The organism is Acinetobacter sp. SAAs474 (genome assembly GCF_032823475.1).
Taxonomy (GTDB): Bacteria; Pseudomonadota; Gammaproteobacteria; order Pseudomonadales; family Moraxellaceae; genus Acinetobacter.
The window spans coordinates 1,817,342-1,835,103 of sequence record NZ_CP127915.1; the positions used below are offsets into that span (position 1 = coordinate 1,817,342).

14 protein-coding genes and 2 tRNA genes are annotated in these 17,762 nt (G+C 37.6%); 4 read left to right on the plus strand and 12 right to left on the minus strand.

Annotated elements, in window-relative coordinates; all coding sequences use genetic code 11:
- Window positions 1-80 precede the first annotated feature (80 nt).
- From QSG86_RS09445 to argG, 7 genes are all read right to left on the minus strand, one after another.
- On the minus strand, window positions 81-1,493 hold the full coding sequence (locus QSG86_RS09445; RefSeq protein WP_317031259.1) for an amino acid permease: 1,413 nt from the start codon (window positions 1,491-1,493) through the stop codon (window positions 81-83).
- 112 nt (window positions 1,494-1,605) lie between these two features.
- Window positions 1,606-1,681 (minus strand) — tRNA-Glu (locus QSG86_RS09450).
- A 122-nt stretch (window positions 1,682-1,803) separates the two neighbouring features.
- Window positions 1,804-4,323, minus strand: coding sequence for a TonB-dependent receptor plug domain-containing protein (locus tag QSG86_RS09455; protein WP_317031260.1), 2,520 nt, complete (start codon window positions 4,321-4,323; stop codon window positions 1,804-1,806).
- Between the two features lie 251 nt (window positions 4,324-4,574).
- A tRNA-Glu gene (locus QSG86_RS09460) sits at window positions 4,575-4,650 on the minus strand.
- Window positions 4,651-4,670: 20 nt separating this feature from the next.
- The gene (gene rnt / locus QSG86_RS09465; RefSeq protein WP_317031261.1) at window positions 4,671-5,330 is read right to left on the minus strand and encodes a ribonuclease T; all 660 of its coding nucleotides are present in this window, start codon (window positions 5,328-5,330) and stop codon (window positions 4,671-4,673) included.
- Complete coding sequence (pyrC, locus tag QSG86_RS09470; protein ID WP_317031262.1) at window positions 5,315-6,349, minus strand: dihydroorotase; 1,035 nt, start codon at window positions 6,347-6,349, stop codon at window positions 5,315-5,317. The genes rnt and pyrC overlap by 16 nt, the downstream gene beginning before the upstream one ends.
- Window positions 6,350-6,789: 440 nt before the next feature.
- Window positions 6,790-8,133, minus strand: coding sequence for an argininosuccinate synthase (argG, locus tag QSG86_RS09475; protein ID WP_317031263.1), 1,344 nt, complete (start codon window positions 8,131-8,133; stop codon window positions 6,790-6,792).
- Window positions 8,134-8,713: 580 nt separating this feature from the next.
- On the opposite strand from argG, the gene lldP reads away from it, so the two are divergent.
- The 3 genes from lldP to lldD are packed head-to-tail and all read left to right on the plus strand — an operon-like array spanning window position 8,714 to window position 12,320.
- Window positions 8,714-10,384 (plus strand): L-lactate permease, encoded by a 1,671-nt coding sequence (gene lldP / locus QSG86_RS09480; RefSeq protein WP_317031264.1) that lies wholly within the window; start codon window positions 8,714-8,716, stop codon window positions 10,382-10,384.
- A gap of 22 nt (window positions 10,385-10,406) precedes the next feature.
- Complete coding sequence (lldR, locus tag QSG86_RS09485) at window positions 10,407-11,150, plus strand: transcriptional regulator LldR (RefSeq protein ID WP_317031265.1); 744 nt, start codon at window positions 10,407-10,409, stop codon at window positions 11,148-11,150.
- A gap of 3 nt (window positions 11,151-11,153) precedes the next feature.
- A complete protein-coding gene (gene lldD / locus QSG86_RS09490) occupies window positions 11,154-12,320 on the plus strand; it encodes an FMN-dependent L-lactate dehydrogenase LldD (protein ID WP_317031266.1) in 1,167 nt (388 codons plus the stop codon).
- A gap of 89 nt (window positions 12,321-12,409) precedes the next feature.
- On the opposite strand, the gene QSG86_RS09495 is transcribed toward lldD, so the two are convergent.
- A complete protein-coding gene (locus QSG86_RS09495) occupies window positions 12,410-13,219 on the minus strand; it encodes an amidohydrolase family protein (protein WP_317031267.1) in 810 nt (269 codons plus the stop codon).
- A gap of 7 nt (window positions 13,220-13,226) precedes the next feature.
- Complete coding sequence (locus QSG86_RS09500) at window positions 13,227-14,516, minus strand: SLC13 family permease (protein WP_317031268.1); 1,290 nt, start codon at window positions 14,514-14,516, stop codon at window positions 13,227-13,229.
- Between the two features lie 166 nt (window positions 14,517-14,682).
- On the opposite strand from QSG86_RS09500, the gene QSG86_RS09505 reads away from it, so the two are divergent.
- Window positions 14,683-15,414 carry a GntR family transcriptional regulator gene (locus QSG86_RS09505; protein WP_317031269.1) on the plus strand — a complete coding sequence of 244 codons (732 nt, stop codon included), beginning with the start codon at window positions 14,683-14,685 and terminating at the stop codon, window positions 15,412-15,414.
- 202 nt (window positions 15,415-15,616) lie between these two features.
- On the opposite strand, the gene QSG86_RS09510 is transcribed toward QSG86_RS09505, so the two are convergent.
- From QSG86_RS09510 to QSG86_RS09520, 3 genes are read right to left on the minus strand one after another with little or no spacing between them, the layout of a single operon-like run.
- Window positions 15,617-16,321, minus strand: coding sequence for a glutamine amidotransferase (locus QSG86_RS09510; protein ID WP_317031270.1), 705 nt, complete (start codon window positions 16,319-16,321; stop codon window positions 15,617-15,619).
- Window positions 16,318-17,505 carry an aspartate aminotransferase family protein gene (locus QSG86_RS09515; protein ID WP_317031271.1) on the minus strand — a complete coding sequence of 396 codons (1,188 nt, stop codon included), beginning with the start codon at window positions 17,503-17,505 and terminating at the stop codon, window positions 16,318-16,320. The genes QSG86_RS09510 and QSG86_RS09515 overlap by 4 nt, the downstream gene beginning before the upstream one ends.
- Complete coding sequence (locus QSG86_RS09520) at window positions 17,502-17,762, minus strand: hypothetical protein (protein ID WP_317031272.1); 261 nt, start codon at window positions 17,760-17,762, stop codon at window positions 17,502-17,504. Before QSG86_RS09520 ends, QSG86_RS09515 begins: the two co-directional genes overlap by 4 nt.

Below are 17,762 nucleotides of genomic sequence, written 5' to 3' on the forward strand. Positions count from 1 at the left end.
TAGCAATCGACTATGCTTTGAATCATCAAGGTGCTATAGCAGTACCTTGAGTGATGATCAGAGCTGAATACAAAAAGCGACTATGATTTTTTATGATAAAGTAAATAATAACTGAGATAACAGCCGACGATAAAAATCATACAGGCAATAAATCCTGGTCGCATTTCACTATCAAAGACCATACTGATACAGGTAATAAAACAGAAAATAAAGCCTAGAATTGGTACGAGTGGAAACAGTGGTGCAGCAAAACCTAATTCTTCTTTGCTATGGCCTTGTTTATACCATTGACGTCGGAAATTGAACTGACTTAAACAAATACTCATCCAGACAATCACCATCGTAAACGCAGCAACCCCTAATAGGTTTTTAAAGATAGTTTCAGGGGCAAATTGTTCTGATAGTAGTCCAGGTAGTGCACCAAACATGGTGACAATCACCGCAATATAGGGAATACCGCGTTTGTTGAGTTTAGCAAAAACTTGTGGTAACTGTTTTTTATATGATAATGACCACATCATACGTGATGCTGCAAATAAACCTGAATTGGCTGCTGATAACAATGCTGTAATAATCACAAAGCGAATAATATCTTCTGCATAAGGTATACCAATTTGATTAAATACTGTGACAAAAGGACTATTACTGACGCCTTCAGCATTTAACCCAGCCAATTGATGGGGCAGAAGTGCACTGATGACAATAATGGTCCCAACAAAAAAGATCAGTAAACGCCAAATTGATGTATTAATTGCCTTGGGTACGTTTTTGGCTGGATCTTGGGTTTCACCTGCAGCTACACCGATTAATTCCGTGCCAGAAAATGCAAAATTAACAATTAGCATGGTTGCGAAAATTGGAAACAGGCCTTCTGGAAACATGCCTTGAGCCGTGAGGTTACTGAATAAAGGCGCTGACTCATAACCTTGATAAGAGATTAAGCCAACAATTGCCATTAAACCTAAAATAATAAAGGCAATCACGGTAATGACTTTAATTAATGCCAGCCAAAATTCTGATTCGGCAAACCAGCGTGTGGAACTCATATTCATGCTTAATACAAAAATGGCAAAAATGATGGTCCATAGCCACACTGAAACTTGTGGAAACCATTCTTGCATTAGTAGTGCAGCAGCGGTGAATTCTGTACCTAAGGTAGCAGACCATGTCAGCCAGTATAACCACGTCATGGTATAGCCGGTGCCTGGACCAATGTATTTAGTTGCATAAGCACCAAAAGAACCTGATTCAGGCATATGAACAGCGAGTTCGCCTAAACAGAGCATCACCATATATGCGATAAGACCACCTAAAAAATAGGAGATAATCGCACCTACTGGTCCCGTATGTGCAATGACTTCACCCGACCCTAAAAATAGACCAGTACCAATTGCGCCGCCTAGCGAAATCATGACCAGATGTCGAGTACTCATCGCGCGTTTTAATGGCGCAGAATTGCTCTGATGCGAAGCATCATTGGGAGATGAGTGCATGAATATCAGAAATAAAAAAATGAATGAAGGGCGTTATTTTAGAGAAAATATATATTTGTGCAATGGAAGAATTGCTAATAATTGAACATCTCTTTATTTATAAGAGCTGAATTGGCGTCCCTACGGGGATTCGAACCCCGGTTACCGCCGTGAAAGGGCGATGTCCTAGGCCTCTAGACGATAGGGACGTTGTGAGGTGGTGCGTATATTAGGGGGTTTGCATCGGCTTGTCAATTTGCTGGTGCATAATTTTATGCTGTTTGCTTAAATAATGCATAAGATATTAAAAAGAGCGCGAATGCGCTCGTGACTAAAATTTAAAACTCATATCTGCGATAAATTGACGGCCAATTTCAGATTTAAAATAAAAATCACTATCTAAATAAACATTGTGGCGATTGGTCACATTATTGACCGTCAATCCAAAAATACCGATGACATTTTTAACAAGAGGCTGGGTATAGGTGATGCGCATGTCCCAGCGAAATACACTTGGAACACGAATATCATTGTAGGCATAAATAATCGGCAGTCCTTGATGGCTAATTTGGTCTTTCGCCGCAATAGTGCTTTTACCAATACCATCATAATCAGGTTTATAAATCAGGAAATTACTAATATTTAACCCGGGTAGATCATTCGGTGTAAAGTCCCAACTTAAACGTGCAGATAATGGTGTATTAAAATCGCTGGCTGGAATATCACTTGGATCGGTAATATTGCCATTATATAAAACGGCATTAAATTCTTTTAACTCTGTTTCATCTGCATTGTTATAGTCACGTTGAGTATTTGTATAATTCACCGCAATATTAAAGCGATGCTGTGCAGCCAGTATCTCAATTGGTCTCATATTATTAAAATTAAGCGTAATGTTTTTAGATTGATATTGTTTGCTATTGGTATAAATACGCGTCCATAGATCACTTGGATCTGGCCGTACTAAATAATATTGATCTTTATAATCACGATGGATATATTTCAGTTGATAGGCCCAATTATTGAGTTCACCACTGATTCCGACTAACCATTCATCTGCATAAGGAAGGCTTAAATCACTACGTTTGACATTAATGGAGGATGATTTTTTAGCATTTCCCCATGCCGAATCAATATTATTTCGTGTATAGGTTGTTTTTAAATCGCCAATACCATCTTGTAAATCAAAAGAATATAAATAGCGATCATAATAACGATTCCAACCGGCTGTTAAAATAAAGTTTCGATTTGAAAAAGGCATATAATTTAATGCAGTTCGAGGTGCCAAGTTGGTCTTTTTACTAATGCTGTCATAATCTGTACGTAAGCCAAGCACGGCTTCAAATGTTTCTTTCCAGCGAATACGATCTTCTGCAAATGCGTACCATGTATCTTGTTGAGTATCAATGTTACCTGCAGAAAATATCACTTTGGTTGTGCTGTATTGGCCATTGCTATTTTTACTGGGTACATAACTAGCATCACAGGCATCGGCGATACTGCCATCAGATCGAATACAATCTGTACCAAACTTATTGGCTTTGAAATATTGTGTAAAATCCTCTGGTCGTGACCAATTTGCTTCAACATGTGCAAAACCTGCACCAAAATTAAAGCGATGTGTAGTGTTACCCCATGCGATCGGATTAAATATGGCATTAATATTATAGTCTATGTTTTTCTGTTGGGTATAAATGGTACCTGAAGTGCCTTCTGTTGATGCATTACTACTTACCCAGTTTTTAGCATCAGAATAGTTCCAGCTATATTGTTCAGTCGATGTGCTTTGACGTTGATTTTGTTTTTCTTGATAGCTTAAATTTTGTTTTAAACTAAAGGTATTAAATTTTTTATCAATATTTAAATTAAAAGAATGACTATCTGAGTTTTGCTGAATACCATCTGTTAATACATTGGAAAGAAATGCTAATTTTTTATCTTCAAAATATTGATAAGCAAATTTGATAGATAAATCATCAGATGGATCATAAAATAATTCAATAATTGCATTATCGGCTTGTCGGGTTTCATTATACGGCCGTGCATCTAATAGTGTAGAGACACCATCAATCGTTGATTTTCGTTGGGTAAAACCAAGATTAATACCGAAATTTTCAGTTAATCTTCCATAATTTAAGATACTGAAACCTTGTTTATGATAATTTTTTTGTGCTTCTTTTTGTGTTGGATCCGTAAACGTTTCCTCCTCGGCCAAATCAATATAGTTAAAACGATTCCAAGATGAATGGGTATAGTCGTAGCTGAGCGTACCATGAATCTTGCCTACAGCAGTTTTGGGTGCACATGTTTTTGCGCTAATAACACCCCCGGTAAACTGCCCATATTGTGCGCTGACATTGCTATCTAAAACTTCTAGGCTACATAATAAATCGGTATTGATAGTGACTGCTTGTGAACTACCTGCTAATTCATTGATGCTATTTGATGAGGTATTATTGGCATAAGGGTTAATATCATTATTAATACTCATACCATTGATTAAAAAACTATTATTATAGGGAAGGGCACCATGAATTGATAAATCTAAAGCGGTAATTTCTCCTTGATTCTGTGCTGCATTGGCATTATTAGAAAATTGAATATTAGGATTAATTTTTAAAAATTCACTTATGGTTTTTTGGCTATTGGGTGTTTTGGTTAAATCTTCAGTTGTATAAATGGTTTTACCAATTTCATTATTTTCTTCTGCGATCAGTTGAATTGGTATTAATGGAATAACAGGCGTTTCGATTGCTTTTGACTGTTGCACTTCTGAGTGAGCATAAAGAGATGTGCTTAAAACAGATAAAATTGCATAATTTAGCGTGGTTGGCAACAGTTTCATAAACATATTGAATACAAATAAAAACGATAGTGATTATCATTTAAAATAAGTTGATATTCAATAGAAATGAGAATTATTTTCAATATTTAATTTATATCAGCTAATAAGAACAATTGAGATAATTTAGAAGATAAATTGTTGATTTAATGGGGGTGATGATCAATTATCATCTTAGAGTAATGCGCTATATAAATACTGAGTTCAGCATTTTATGTGAACCAATAAATATTAATGATCAGCAGGAAGCTGTAACAATATGGCGTCCCTACGGGGATTCGAACCCCGGTTACCGCCGTGAAAGGGCGATGTCCTAGGCCTCTAGACGATAGGGACATAAAGAGGAAGACGGTATCTTAAGGATCCGCCTTCAAGGTGTCAAGTAAATTAGGTGCAAGTTTGTTTAAAATATAGCAAAACAGTTCGGCTGTTTTTTGAGTATCATATAAAGCAGAATGTGCTTCTTTTCCATCAAATTCAATACCTGCTTGAATACAAGATTTTGCTAATACTGTTTGACCAAACATCACTGCACTTAAAGTCACGGTATCAAATACCGAAAAACTATGAAATGGATTTTGATTTTTAGTTCCTGTACGGGCAATTGCTGCTTGTACAAATCCTAAATCAAAATGTGCATTGTGTCCGACCAGTACGGCATGAGTACAATTTTGTTCTCTGCGTACTGTATTGATGGCCTTGAAAATGCGCTTTAAAGCAGATTTTTCATCTTCAGCCATAGCAACCCGTAGTGGATTAAATGGATCAATACCAATAAAATCTAAGGATCTACGGTCTAAATTGGCCCCTTCAAATGGGTTGATATGTGCATGATAGGCATCCCCAGGAACGAACTCGCCTGTCTGGTTATACACAATTGGAATCGCTGCAATTTCTAGTAATGCATCAGTCTGTGAGTTGAAACCTGCTGTTTCGACATCGACAACAACAGGTAGAAATCCACGAAAACGCTGACCAATGATTGGTAGAGTTTCGTCTGTCACAATTTTCTCCATTGGATTGTTTTACCCGCATATAACGGGATAATATTTTCGCCCGCTAAATAATCTAAACTTTCAGGAATAACCTGATCTTCTTTGACCAAAGTGATGGTCTTTGTATTACGTGGCAAGCCATAAAAATCAGCACCAAAATGACTTGCAAAACCTTCTAGACGATCGATTTTACCAACTTGATCAAAAGCTTGAGCATAAAGTTCAATTGCGGTTACTGCACTATAACAACCTGCACAACCACAAGCATTTTCTTTGGCATTTTGTGCGTGTGGTGCACTATCTGTGCCTAAGAAAAACTTAGGATTACCACTGGTGGAAACCTCAAGCAATGTTTGCTGATGCATTTGACGTTTTAGAATCGGCAGACAATAAAAATGTGGTTTTATCCCACCCACTAACATGTCATTACGATTAAATAATAAATGTTGTGGTGTAATGGTCGCGGCCACATTTCTGTCCTGTTCTAAGACAAAGTGTGCTGCTTCACTGGTTGTAATATGTTCAAGAACAATTTTTAATTTAGGAAACTGTCTTAATAATGGCGTAAGAATTTCATCTAAGAAGCGTTTTTCACGATCAAAGATATCGACATGATGATGAGTAACTTCACCATGAAGCAATAATGGAACCTGATGCTCTTCTAATTGTTCAATGACTGCATAGACTTTACGGATGTCACTTACACCATTTTCAGAGTTGGTGGTTGCGCCTGCAGGATAGAGCTTAATCGCATTGACATGTTCTGAAGCTTTAATCTTTTTGACTTCATCAGGTGAAGTGTGATCTGTAAAGTATAAAACCATACGTGGATCAAAGTGAAGATCAGCAGGAACATGTGCTAAAATACGTTCGCGATAAGCTTCAGCTTCGGCAACGGTTTTAACAGGAGGAACTAAATTTGGCATACAGATTGCACGAGCAAATTGTCGAGCCAAATCTGGAACAGTTCTTTGTAGCGCTAGGCCATCACGCAAATGTGCATGCCAATCATCTGGCTGAAGGATAGTAATCGTATTCAAAGCAGTTCATACAAATGCAAATAATATGAATGATAATCCAAATATCTAGAAAAAGATAATCGCAAATCATAAAAAAATAACCATAAAATAGGACATTAAGCAGTAAATTTTTTTTTATGAGATCGGATCAACTAAAAAAATTAAAAAAGTTAAAAAGTATTCAAAAATTTGTCTATTAATAACTAAAAAATATCACAATATTGAGCAGATCATATCTAGGGTAAATGATGTGTTGTATTTGATTGATAATGATCAATTACACCGATTTTATTTCAGTCGATGCGCTCAGGTGTGGTTATACCTTAAATCTTATCCATAATTAATGGTATCGATGATAGGCTGATTTTATGATGGTATGGCTATAAAAATGCCAGTCAAAAACAATGACTGGCATGATATTTGTCGATGCTAATCAAGCAGCACGACAGATGAATATACGCTTATTTATTTTTATCTTGTAATTGTGGCACTGCCGAACCTGTGCCAACAGCAAGCAAACCAGAGTTGGTGTAAATACCTAATTTAGCACGTGTATCAGTAATGTCGAGATTACGCATCGTTAATTGGCCAATACGGTCCATTGGCGTAAACATCGAATCACCTTTCTCCATGGTTAAGCGTTCAGCTTCATAAGTTAGGTTCTCTGATTCAGTATTCATAATCGTATAATCATTGCCACGACGCAACTCTAACGTTACCGTACCTGTAATGGCTTTTGCCACCCAACGCTGTGCTGTTTCACGTAACATTAATGCTTGAGAGTCAAACCAGCGGCCTTGATATAATAAGCGACCTAAACGTAGTCCGTTGATACGGTATTGTTCAATCGTATCTTCGTTATGAATACCTGTCACTAAACGTTCATAAGCAATATGCAATAGCGCCATACCTGGAGCTTCATAAATACCGCGAGATTTAGCTTCGATAATACGGTTTTCGATTTGGTCAGACATCCCTAAGCCATGACGACCACCAATACGGTTTGCTTCAAGAATGAATTCAACTGGATCTTCGATACGTTGACCGTTGATCGCAACAGGGAAGCCTTCTTCAAAGCTAATCGATACTTGTTCTGGCTTGATTTCAACCTCATCTTTCCAGAATGCAACACCCATAATCGGTTCAACAATTTTAATGCCAGCATTCAGATATTCAAGATCTTTTGCTTCATGTGTAGCACCCAACATATTTGAATCTGTTGAATAGGCTTTTTCTTTTGACATTTTGTAGTCAAAACCATTATCGATGAGGAACTGTGACATTTCTGCACGGCCGCCTAATTCATCAATAAAGGTTTGATCCAGCCATGGTTTATAAATTTTAAGTGCTGGATTTGTCAGTAAGCCATAGCGATAGAAACGTTCAATATCATTACCTTTATAGGTTGAGCCGTCACCCCAAATATTGACATCATCTTCTTTCATCGCAGTAACCAACATGGTTCCTGTTACTGCACGACCTAATGGTGTGGTATTAAAATAAGGCACACCACCAGTTGAAATATGGAAAGCACCACATTGAATTGCAGCAATACCTTCTAATGCAAGCTGTAAACGGCAATCGATTAAACGTGCTTTAACTGCGCCATAAGCTTCTGCTTTTTTTGGAATGGCATCATAATCATCTTCATCAGGTTGACCCAAATTTGCAGTATATGCATAAGGTTCAGCGCCTTTTTGCTTCATCCACAAAAGTGCAGCTGAAGTATCTAGACCACCAGAGAACGCGATACCTACTTTTTTGCCTACTGGTACATGCTGCAAGATGGTTGCATTATCAGTCATTGCTATTCCTAACGTATTAAAATTGGCGCCAAATTGCCGCCTGAGAGAATATGAGATACGACTATTATAACACTGATTTTTGAGTAACTGTTTTGCTAAATCAGAATTTCATGATCCTGTTGCAGCATAAACGATAGGTTAATTCGAAAAATCACTAAAAATACGATGCTAAATTTTGCAGCAATATGGTGTGCGACATGTTTAAAAGTTTTGTTACAGCGTGATGGTAGTGAGCAAAAAATCGATTTATGCAGCATGATATTTTTTGATAATTGTATATTGGTCTGATCAATTTAAGGGTAAATGATTTTTTACTAATACTAAAGTCTAACATTTATTTTTGATTCGATGTTTATTGTTTAAAAAATATAAAAAACAAGAGGATATATTAATTGTATGGCTTTTAAAATGGGTTATATTGGTCGTACCGATTAAAATAAATTAAATTGTGTATTGCAGTTTTTTACTGCTGAAAATATCATTTTCGGCTAAATAACCGCGTATTTTTTATTTAAATCCTTATTGGTATGACCAATTTGGGGGTAAATATCTAAACTTATGAGCAAGGCATTTCAAGGAGATGACAATGCTGCAAAATTGGCAACAGAACTATGATCCACTGGGTAATATTTGGTTTTCCAGTATTATTGCATTGATTCCGATTGTATTTTTTTTCTTGGCGTTGGCTGTATTTCGTTTAAAAGGTAGTGTAGCAGGTACGATCACTGTACTGTTGGCTTTGGCTGTATCATTATTTTTCTATGATATGCCTGTATTAATGGCATTCGCAGCATTGGTTTATGGTTTTTTATATGGTTTATGGCCAATTGCTTGGATTATTCTAGGGGCTGTTTTTCTTTATAAGATTTCAGTTAAGACCGGACAATTTAATATTATTCGTGCTTCGATTTTATCGATCACAGAAGATCAGCGTTTACAAATGCTTTTGGTTGGCTTTGCATTTGGTACTTTTTTAGAAGGTGCTGCTGGTTTTGGTGCACCCGTTGCAATTACGGCCGCTTTACTGGTCGGCTTAGGTTTTAAGCCGTTATATGCAGCAGGCTTATGTCTGATTGTCAATACTGCACCTGTCGCATTTGGTGCAATGGGAATTCCAATTATTGTTGCGGGACAGGTTTCTGGTGTTGATACCTTTGAAATTAGTCAGATGGTTGGTCGTCAACTACCGATTATGGTCCCGATTGTACTGTTTTGGATTATGGCGATTATGGATGGCTGGAGAGGTGTAAAAGAAACTTGGCCAGCAGTTGTTGTCGGGGGCGGGGCTTTTGCCTTAGCACAGTATCTTACCGCAAACTTTGTTGGACCTGAACTGCCAGATATTACCGCAGCCATTGCATCTCTAGTTGCTTTAACTGTTTTATTCCGTTTTTGGCAACCCAAACATATTTTCCGTTTTGATCATCAAGATCACCAGAGCAACACGCATGTTACTGTAGATACTTCAATAAAATATAGCTTGGCACAAATCGCAAAAGCATGGTCTCCATTTGCAGTTTTAACTATTATGGTCACCATTTGGAGTGTGAAACCTTTTAAAGATTTATTTGTTAAAGGTGGAGCGTTACAAGATTGGGTAGTGGCGATTCAGGTACCTTATTTACATCAATTGGTACAAAAAATGCCACCTGTTGTGGCCAATATTCAAGACTATGATGCTGTATTTAAATTTGATTGGTTTTCAGCGACAGGAACGGCCATCATGTTTGCGGCAATCATCAGTATTACCTATTTAAAATTAAAACCGAAACAAGCATTGCAAACCTTTGCTGAAACCGTCAATGAACTAAAAACACCAATTTATTCAATTGGTATGGTATTGGCATTCGCTTTTATTGCCAATTATTCAGGTATGTCGGCAACTTTGGCATTAGCTTTGTCACATACTGGTCACGCATTTACATTCTTCTCACCATTTTTAGGTTGGGTCGGTGTGTTTTTAACGGGTTCGGACACTTCAGCCAATGCGCTGTTTTCTGCACTGCAAGCAACGACTGCTCAGCAAATTGGTGTACCAGAAGTCTTATTAGTCGCAGCCAATACCAGTGGTGGCGTTACAGGTAAAATGATTTCACCACAGTCAATTGCAATCGCCTGCGCTGCTGTAGGTTTGGTTGGTAAGGAAGCTGATTTATTTCGCTTTACGGTAAAGCACAGTATTATTTTTACCATGATGATCGGTATCATCATTACTTTACAAGCTTATGTGTTCCCATGGATGATTCCATAACACAATTAAAGGACCGTATGAAATGAAAGTCTCCGACAAAGTGGTACATAATCTACGCTTATTAATTGAAAAAAATAATATGCAGGTCGGAGCACGTTTACCTGCCGAACGAAAATTATGTGAACAACTCGGCGTCTCTCGCTCTTCTTTACGCGAAGCAATTCAACAATTAAGTAGTCAAGGGATGCTGATTAGTAAAGTGGGGGCAGGAACCTATTTACAGCAGTTACCTATCAATTGGTCACAACATCAAATTGTACAGCCATTAAGCCATTTAATTGATGAGGATCCTGAATATCGTTTTGATGTTCAAGAAGCGCGATTAATTTTAGAAGGTGGAACTGCCTGGTATGCAGCACAGCGGGCAACTGCAAAAGATTGTTCGAATATTCGACAGTGTTATGAGCAAATTTCGCATTATCAATCAATTGGCAATGATGAGGAAGCTGCACGTGCAGATGCCCGCTTTCATTTAGCAATTGCAGAAGCATCACATAATATTGTGTTGATTCAAATGATGCGTAGTTTGTTTGATTTATTAGAATTTAATGTCGTTTTAGGACGACAAAAAGTGTATTCAGAACCCAATCGTTTTGATCAATTACAAGATCAACATTTTCAGGTAATGGATGCCATTGAGCATCAAGATCCAGAAGCTGCACAACAAGCAGTATGTGGACATATTGAGTTTGTCATTCAACAAGTGCGTTCTATCGATGAGGAACAGGCTCGTCAACAGCGTGCAAGTCGATTAAATAGGATATAACTGATGATTATTTCTTCTGCAAATGATTACCGAGCAGCCGCGAAACGACGTTTACCGCCTTTTCTCTTTCATTATATTGATGGTGGTGCCTATGCGGAATATACCCTCAAGCACAATGTAGAAGATCTATCTAAGATTGCATTAAGACAACGTGTTTTAAATGATATGTCGCAATTAAGTCTTGAAACCAAGTTATTTAATGAAACTTTGGCGATGCCCGTAGCTCTTTCCCCTGTGGGTTTAACAGGAATGTATGCACGTCGTGGCGAAGTGCAGGCAGCAGTTGCAGCAGATCGTAAAGGAATTCCTTTTACATTATCCACCGTATCGGTCTGTCCAATCGAGGAGGTTGCACCAGCAATTCAACGACCTATGTGGTTCCAGCTTTATGTGTTGCGTGATCGCGGCTTTATGAAGAATGCCTTGGAGCGTGCTAAGGCAGCAGGCTGTTCAACCTTGGTCTTTACCGTAGATATGCCTGTACCAGGTGCACGTTATCGTGATGCACATTCAGGTATGAGTGGGCCAAATGCAGCTATGCGCCGTTATATACAATCTTGTTTTCATCCTCATTGGGCGTGGAATGTAGGACTTTTAGGACGTCCACATGATTTAGGAAATATTTCCACTTATTTGGGTAAACCAACGGGTTTGGAAGATTATATTGGTTGGCTAGGTAATAATTTTGATCCTTCCATTTCATGGAAAGATCTTGAATGGATTCGTGAATTCTGGGATGGACCTATGGTCATTAAGGGAATTTTGGATCCTGAAGATGCCAAAGATGCTGTGCGTTTTGGGGCAGATGGTATCGTGGTCTCCAATCATGGTGGACGTCAACTGGATGGTGTTCTATCGACTGCACGTGCTTTGCCACCGATTGCAGATGCTGTTAAAGGTCAGATTAAAATTCTAGCAGACTCAGGTATCCGTAATGGTTTAGATGTGGTTCGAATGCTGGCTTTGGGGGCAGATACCTGTATGTTGGGGCGTGCTTTTGTGTATGCATTAGCTGCTGAAGGTGGTGCCGGAGTGACGAATTTACTAGATTTAATTGATAAAGAGATGCGGGTAGCAATGACCTTAACAGGGGTAAAAAGTATTGCAGAGATTGGTCCAGAGTGTTTGGTGGATTTAAATCGTGAACTCAATCATATTTCAAATTCATAGATAGCCATTCTTGGATGAAGACAACCAGACATCCTTGTCTGGCATGGGGAGATTACACTTGCAAAGGGCAAGTGTTGAGGAACAACCTTTTACAATGATTTAAAAAATAATGTGGCCGCATTTTGACCTAAAATAAGTGCTTGTTCGTCAAGATCAGGTACAATCTGTTGAAAGCTATCTACGACACTGTGATAAGACACTAAGGATTCATGTTGAGTATGTGGCCAGTCACTACCCCAGATCATTTGTGTAAGGAAGCCTTTTGCCTTCAGTAAGGCAAAGGCTTTTTGCGCTGTTGCTATATGCTGTGGCGCATTACCCAAACGGTAATAACCCGAAACTTTAATCCAGTGCTGCTTTGGATTTAATAAAGTTAAGAATGTTTGATAATCAGGGTCATTAATACCAAGTGTTACATCTATACGCCCAAAATGATCAATGACAATATTGATGGGGTAATGATTTAAGATTGGTAAAACATGTATCAATATCTTTGGTGGTGCATGTAATTCAAGTTGGAAATCTAATTCAGTTAAATGTTGTAAGAGTTTAACCCATTCAGGTTGGGTAAAATCTGGTACGGTTAAACCAAATAAATTAAGACGAATCCCTACAATACCTTGTTGTTTTAATTTAACTAGCTGCGTAAGCTCGATATTTTTATCTACAACAGCAATACCTTTTAGGCGCTGTGGTGCTTGTTGAATGGCATTGAGTAAGACGTGATTATCATGACCAAAGAAACTTGGTTGTACCAATACAGCATGACTATAAGCATGTTCATCTAAATGAGCTAAAAACTGCGCAAGGCTGGCATCATACGTCGGGGTGTAGCGTGCGTTTTCAATCATTTGATCATGCTGAGAAAAAACATGTGCGTGGCTGTCAATACGGATCATTTTAAACTCACAAAATAACGTTAAGAACAATAATTGCAATCAGTGCAGCAACAACACCTACAGGAATTGCTCTAAATAATAATTGGTTAAAAAGTGTATTTTTATCTACATGTTCTGGTAATGAAGCCATGATTAAACTACCGCCAGAGGAGAATGGCGAGATGGATGAAGATTGAGCACCAGCAATAATACAGATGAATAACAGCATTGGATTTAAGCCTGAAGCCAGAGCAATCGCTGGAACAATCGGGAATAATGTGGGCGCAACAACACCTAAAGTACTTGAAAAAATAGACATAATTGCACTAATCAGACAAAGTAGAATGGGAATGAGCCAGATGGGTACATGTTGAGTAAGCCATTGTGTAAGAATATCAATAATGCCTACTTTCACCCCAAGGGCTATCAGCATACCAACACCACAAATCATGATTAATGTTCCCCAAGGAACGAATGCAATCACCTTTTTTTCATCAGCGAGTTTCATCCATAAACTGATTAATGCAAATAAGATGGCAATAAATGCAATATCGATTTTTGAATTAAGAAAGTGAATCAGTGCTTGATCAGGAAAAATTAAATGCAAAATAGGGAAAATCAACACGACTGCCATCATCAGTAAAATTAAAACCAATGATTTTTTTTGTATAGTATTAAAGGGAGTTGGCTGTATTTCTTCAATTTCAATGCTGCTGCGGTTACGATTCCATAAGGTATATAAGCCTAAGACAACAATAGGAATAATCATCGTGATCAAAAAAATACCTGTTGCATAGCTAAAGCTTGTTGAACTGGCAACCCCTGAGCTTTCCATTAGACTTCTAAAAATGATGCCACTTTGTGATGTCATAAAATTGGCACCAGCAAGCGCACCATAGTTGACGGCCATACCACCAATAATTAAGTTCATTTTAGTTTTTTGACAGAGCAATAAGGTAATGGGTGCCATAAATGCCAAAACGGTATAAAACCCCGCACCTAAAGCAGCAATTACCGTAGAGGCTGCAAATATGGCTAAAGGCAATAAATATGGGTATTTACGACATCGATAAAGTAAATGTTCTGCCAGACGTTCTAAGGCACCATTGGCTAAAGCAAAGTTATAAAATAAAGTCACAGCAAAAATAATAAAGAAAATTTTGACTGGCCATAATTCAGTCACTTCAGCAGGTTTCATCTCCAAACCAAAGCAGCCAATAAAATAAGCTGCAATCATGGCAAACAAACCAATATTAATTTTGGTGATATAGCCCAGTGCAATGGATAGCACGAGTGCCAATAGTATTAACGTGACCACAACAAAAACTCCCAGTCAATATATAGATCTGTATATGACAAGCATAAATATGTGTAAGCTTGTAACATATAGACATTTAGTCGTATATACATATATATGAGTTGCTTGGTATTAAAGCTTGATATGGTAATATTGTCAAACTTTCATTCAATAACTGTGTTTACAAATGCTTGATGATATTGCATTTAAAGATCTAAAATTGCCGCGTTATGTACAAATCCGGTGGCAATTACAAAAACTTTTGGTCAATTCTAAATGGAAAGTTGATCAGCCGATTCCGAGTGAACAAGAACTTGTCAGCCAATATGGTGTATCGATTGGGACAATTCGTAAAGCTGTAGAATGTTTAGTCGAAGATGGTTTTTTGGTGAAAATACAAGGTAAAGGGACCTTTTTAAAATATCCTGATTTTAAATTTTCCTTAATGCGTTTTTTTCGTTTACGTGATCAGGATGGTGAGTATGTATCTCCATTGGCAGAAGTTAAAAAACTGATGCTTATTCCTGCACAGTCAGAAATTAATCAACATTTAGGTTTGGCTCCAGATGCTGAGCTTATTTATATAGAACGTGTTCGAAAACATGCAGATACCGTGCTATTAAGTGAAAAAATTTGGTTGTCTGCACAATTATTTAGCCCTTTAAAAGCAATACCATTAAAAAAAATCGGTAATTTACTGTATCCTTTTTATTATGAGCAATGTGGCCAATTCGTCATCTCCGCCCATGAACATTTATCATTTATCATGCATCATCACGATGAATATTTAGCAACCCCGACCATTGTGCCACTGGTCAAAGTTTGTCGATGGGCAAAAAATATGGAAGGAAAGGTGATTGAATATCGTGAGTCCTATGGTTTGGCACAAAATTTTAGTTATGAGTTAGCAATTCATTGATACTTTTTGGTCGCTGAATGATCACTGTTGCTGTGCAATGACTGAATCTTATCGAGATGAACTATATTTTCTAGATGCGATAAAAACTGAATAATCCATACTGTAACAATCTTTAGCGGAAGCTATAGGAAATCCATGATTTCTTATAGCTTTCTGAAGAACTATTTTTCGCCATTAGCAGATAAATGAAATTATAATAAGCTCACATTTTATTTGAATGAATTGATTTAAACCAATCTATAAGGACCAGTTGAGCTTGTTGTTGTAATTGTTTGCTATAACGGAGATGATCCTGACGAAGCGTCACGATATCAATGTTGGCCTGTCGTAATTCTACATGATGTCCAATCAGCCAACGTTCAAAGTGATGTGGGTCAATTTCGATATGACATTGTAAGGCTAAAATATATTGACCAATAGCAAAGGCTTGATGTGGATAATACCTAGAACTGGCCAACAGATCTGCTGAATCTGGTAAATCAAAAGTATCACCATGCCAATGTAAAACCGCACAATGATTTAAATGTCGTAGTGGTGAATGTTGACCTTTGATGCTGAGTGTCAGTGGGCTCCAACCAATTTCTTTGCTTGGCCCTGAATAAACATGTGCGCCTAAAGCTGCTGCAATTAATTGTGCACCTAAACAAATGCCAAGCGTAGGATGATGCTGTTTAAGGCGCAGCTTTAATTGTTGAATAAAATTGGAGAGGTAGGGGTAATCTTGAGTTTCATATACACCAATTGGTCCACCTAAAATTATAATGGGATCTGGGGTATTTAAGATATCGTCCATGTCGTCAACACCCAGTTGTCGATATCGAATCTCATAGCCCAACTGCTGCAGTATAGGCGTAAAACTCCCCAAATCTTCAAAGGCTAAACTTTGAATTGCATAGATTATTTTCATGATGCTATCTCATGTGTAGATTGATCAAGTGTTTGACATAGGAGATATATTTGTTGGGCTAAATATTCGATTTCTGCATCAGTAATGATAAGAGGGGGTAATAAACGAATCACTTTTCCTTGTGTAACATTTAATAATAACGAAAATTGATCACAAGCCAATTGTGGCAGTGCATCGACAACAGTCGTCAGTTCAATACCAATCATGAGTCCAACCCCGCGTACAGAACGGATATGCTTGAGTCCGGTGAGTTGAGTTTGTAATAAATTGATTAATTTCTGACCTTTATGATAAATATCAGCAAGATACTGCTGTTCAAGTATATTTAATACGCTATAGGCCACACGACATGCTAAGGGATTGCCACCAAATGTTGAACCATGTGTTCCTGTATGAAATAAATTGCCTAATTTTTCATTGGTTAAGCATGCTCCAATCGGTAAACCATTGGCGAGCCCTTTGGCAATAGTTAAAATATCTGGGCAAATATCAGCCTGTTGATGGTAAAACCATGTGCCTGTCCGGCCCAATCCAGATTGAATTTCATCAAAGATGAGTAACCACTGTTGTTGATCACAGTATTGTCTGAGTTGTTTTAAATAGGGCAGTGACGCAATATGGATGCCTGCTTCACCTTGAATCGGTTCAAGTAAAACAGCAACCACATCAGGATCATCTTGATACTTGGTAATGGCAGTCAAGTCATTAAAAGCAACAAACTCAAATCCACTTAATAAAGGATAAAATGGTTGACGATATTCTACTTTGGCTGTTGCAGATAATGCGCCTAAGGTACGGCCATGAAAAGCATTATGCATCACAATAATTTTAGGATGTTGAATACCACGATGATGACCGTATAGACGTGCCAATTTAATAGCAGCCTCATTGGCTTCAGTACCTGAATTACAAAAGAAAGTCCGTGTTAATCCGCTAATCTGTGCTAGTTTTTCTGCTAAACGTTCATTCCAAGCATGTTTAAATAAATTGGAAAGATGTAGGAAGCTTTGTGATTGTAATACGATTTCTTGATGAATTTGGGGATGTGCGTGTCCCAATAAAGTTACTCCAACACCTGAGATTGCATCAAAGTAACAACGGTTTTGTGTATCCCATAAATAACAGCCTTGGCCGTGTTGTAATTCAATATCTAAAGGTTGGTAGATTGGCATTAAATAACTCATGTATTGGCCTCCATGAGCTGAGCTAATGCACAGGATTGATAAATTACTTCAGTTCCTAAAAGCTGTATTTTATCTTGATGTTGCATTAGAAATCTTTTATTTTCAATACATTGATATAGTTCAAAACTGAAATCATGATAAGACTGTAAACGATTAAAGATGATTTTAAGATCATCTAATGGATGTAGCGATGTCGTTTGAAAGTGTCCTAATAACTTGCCATGCTGATAAAGATTAAGTTGATAATTTTGCTGCAT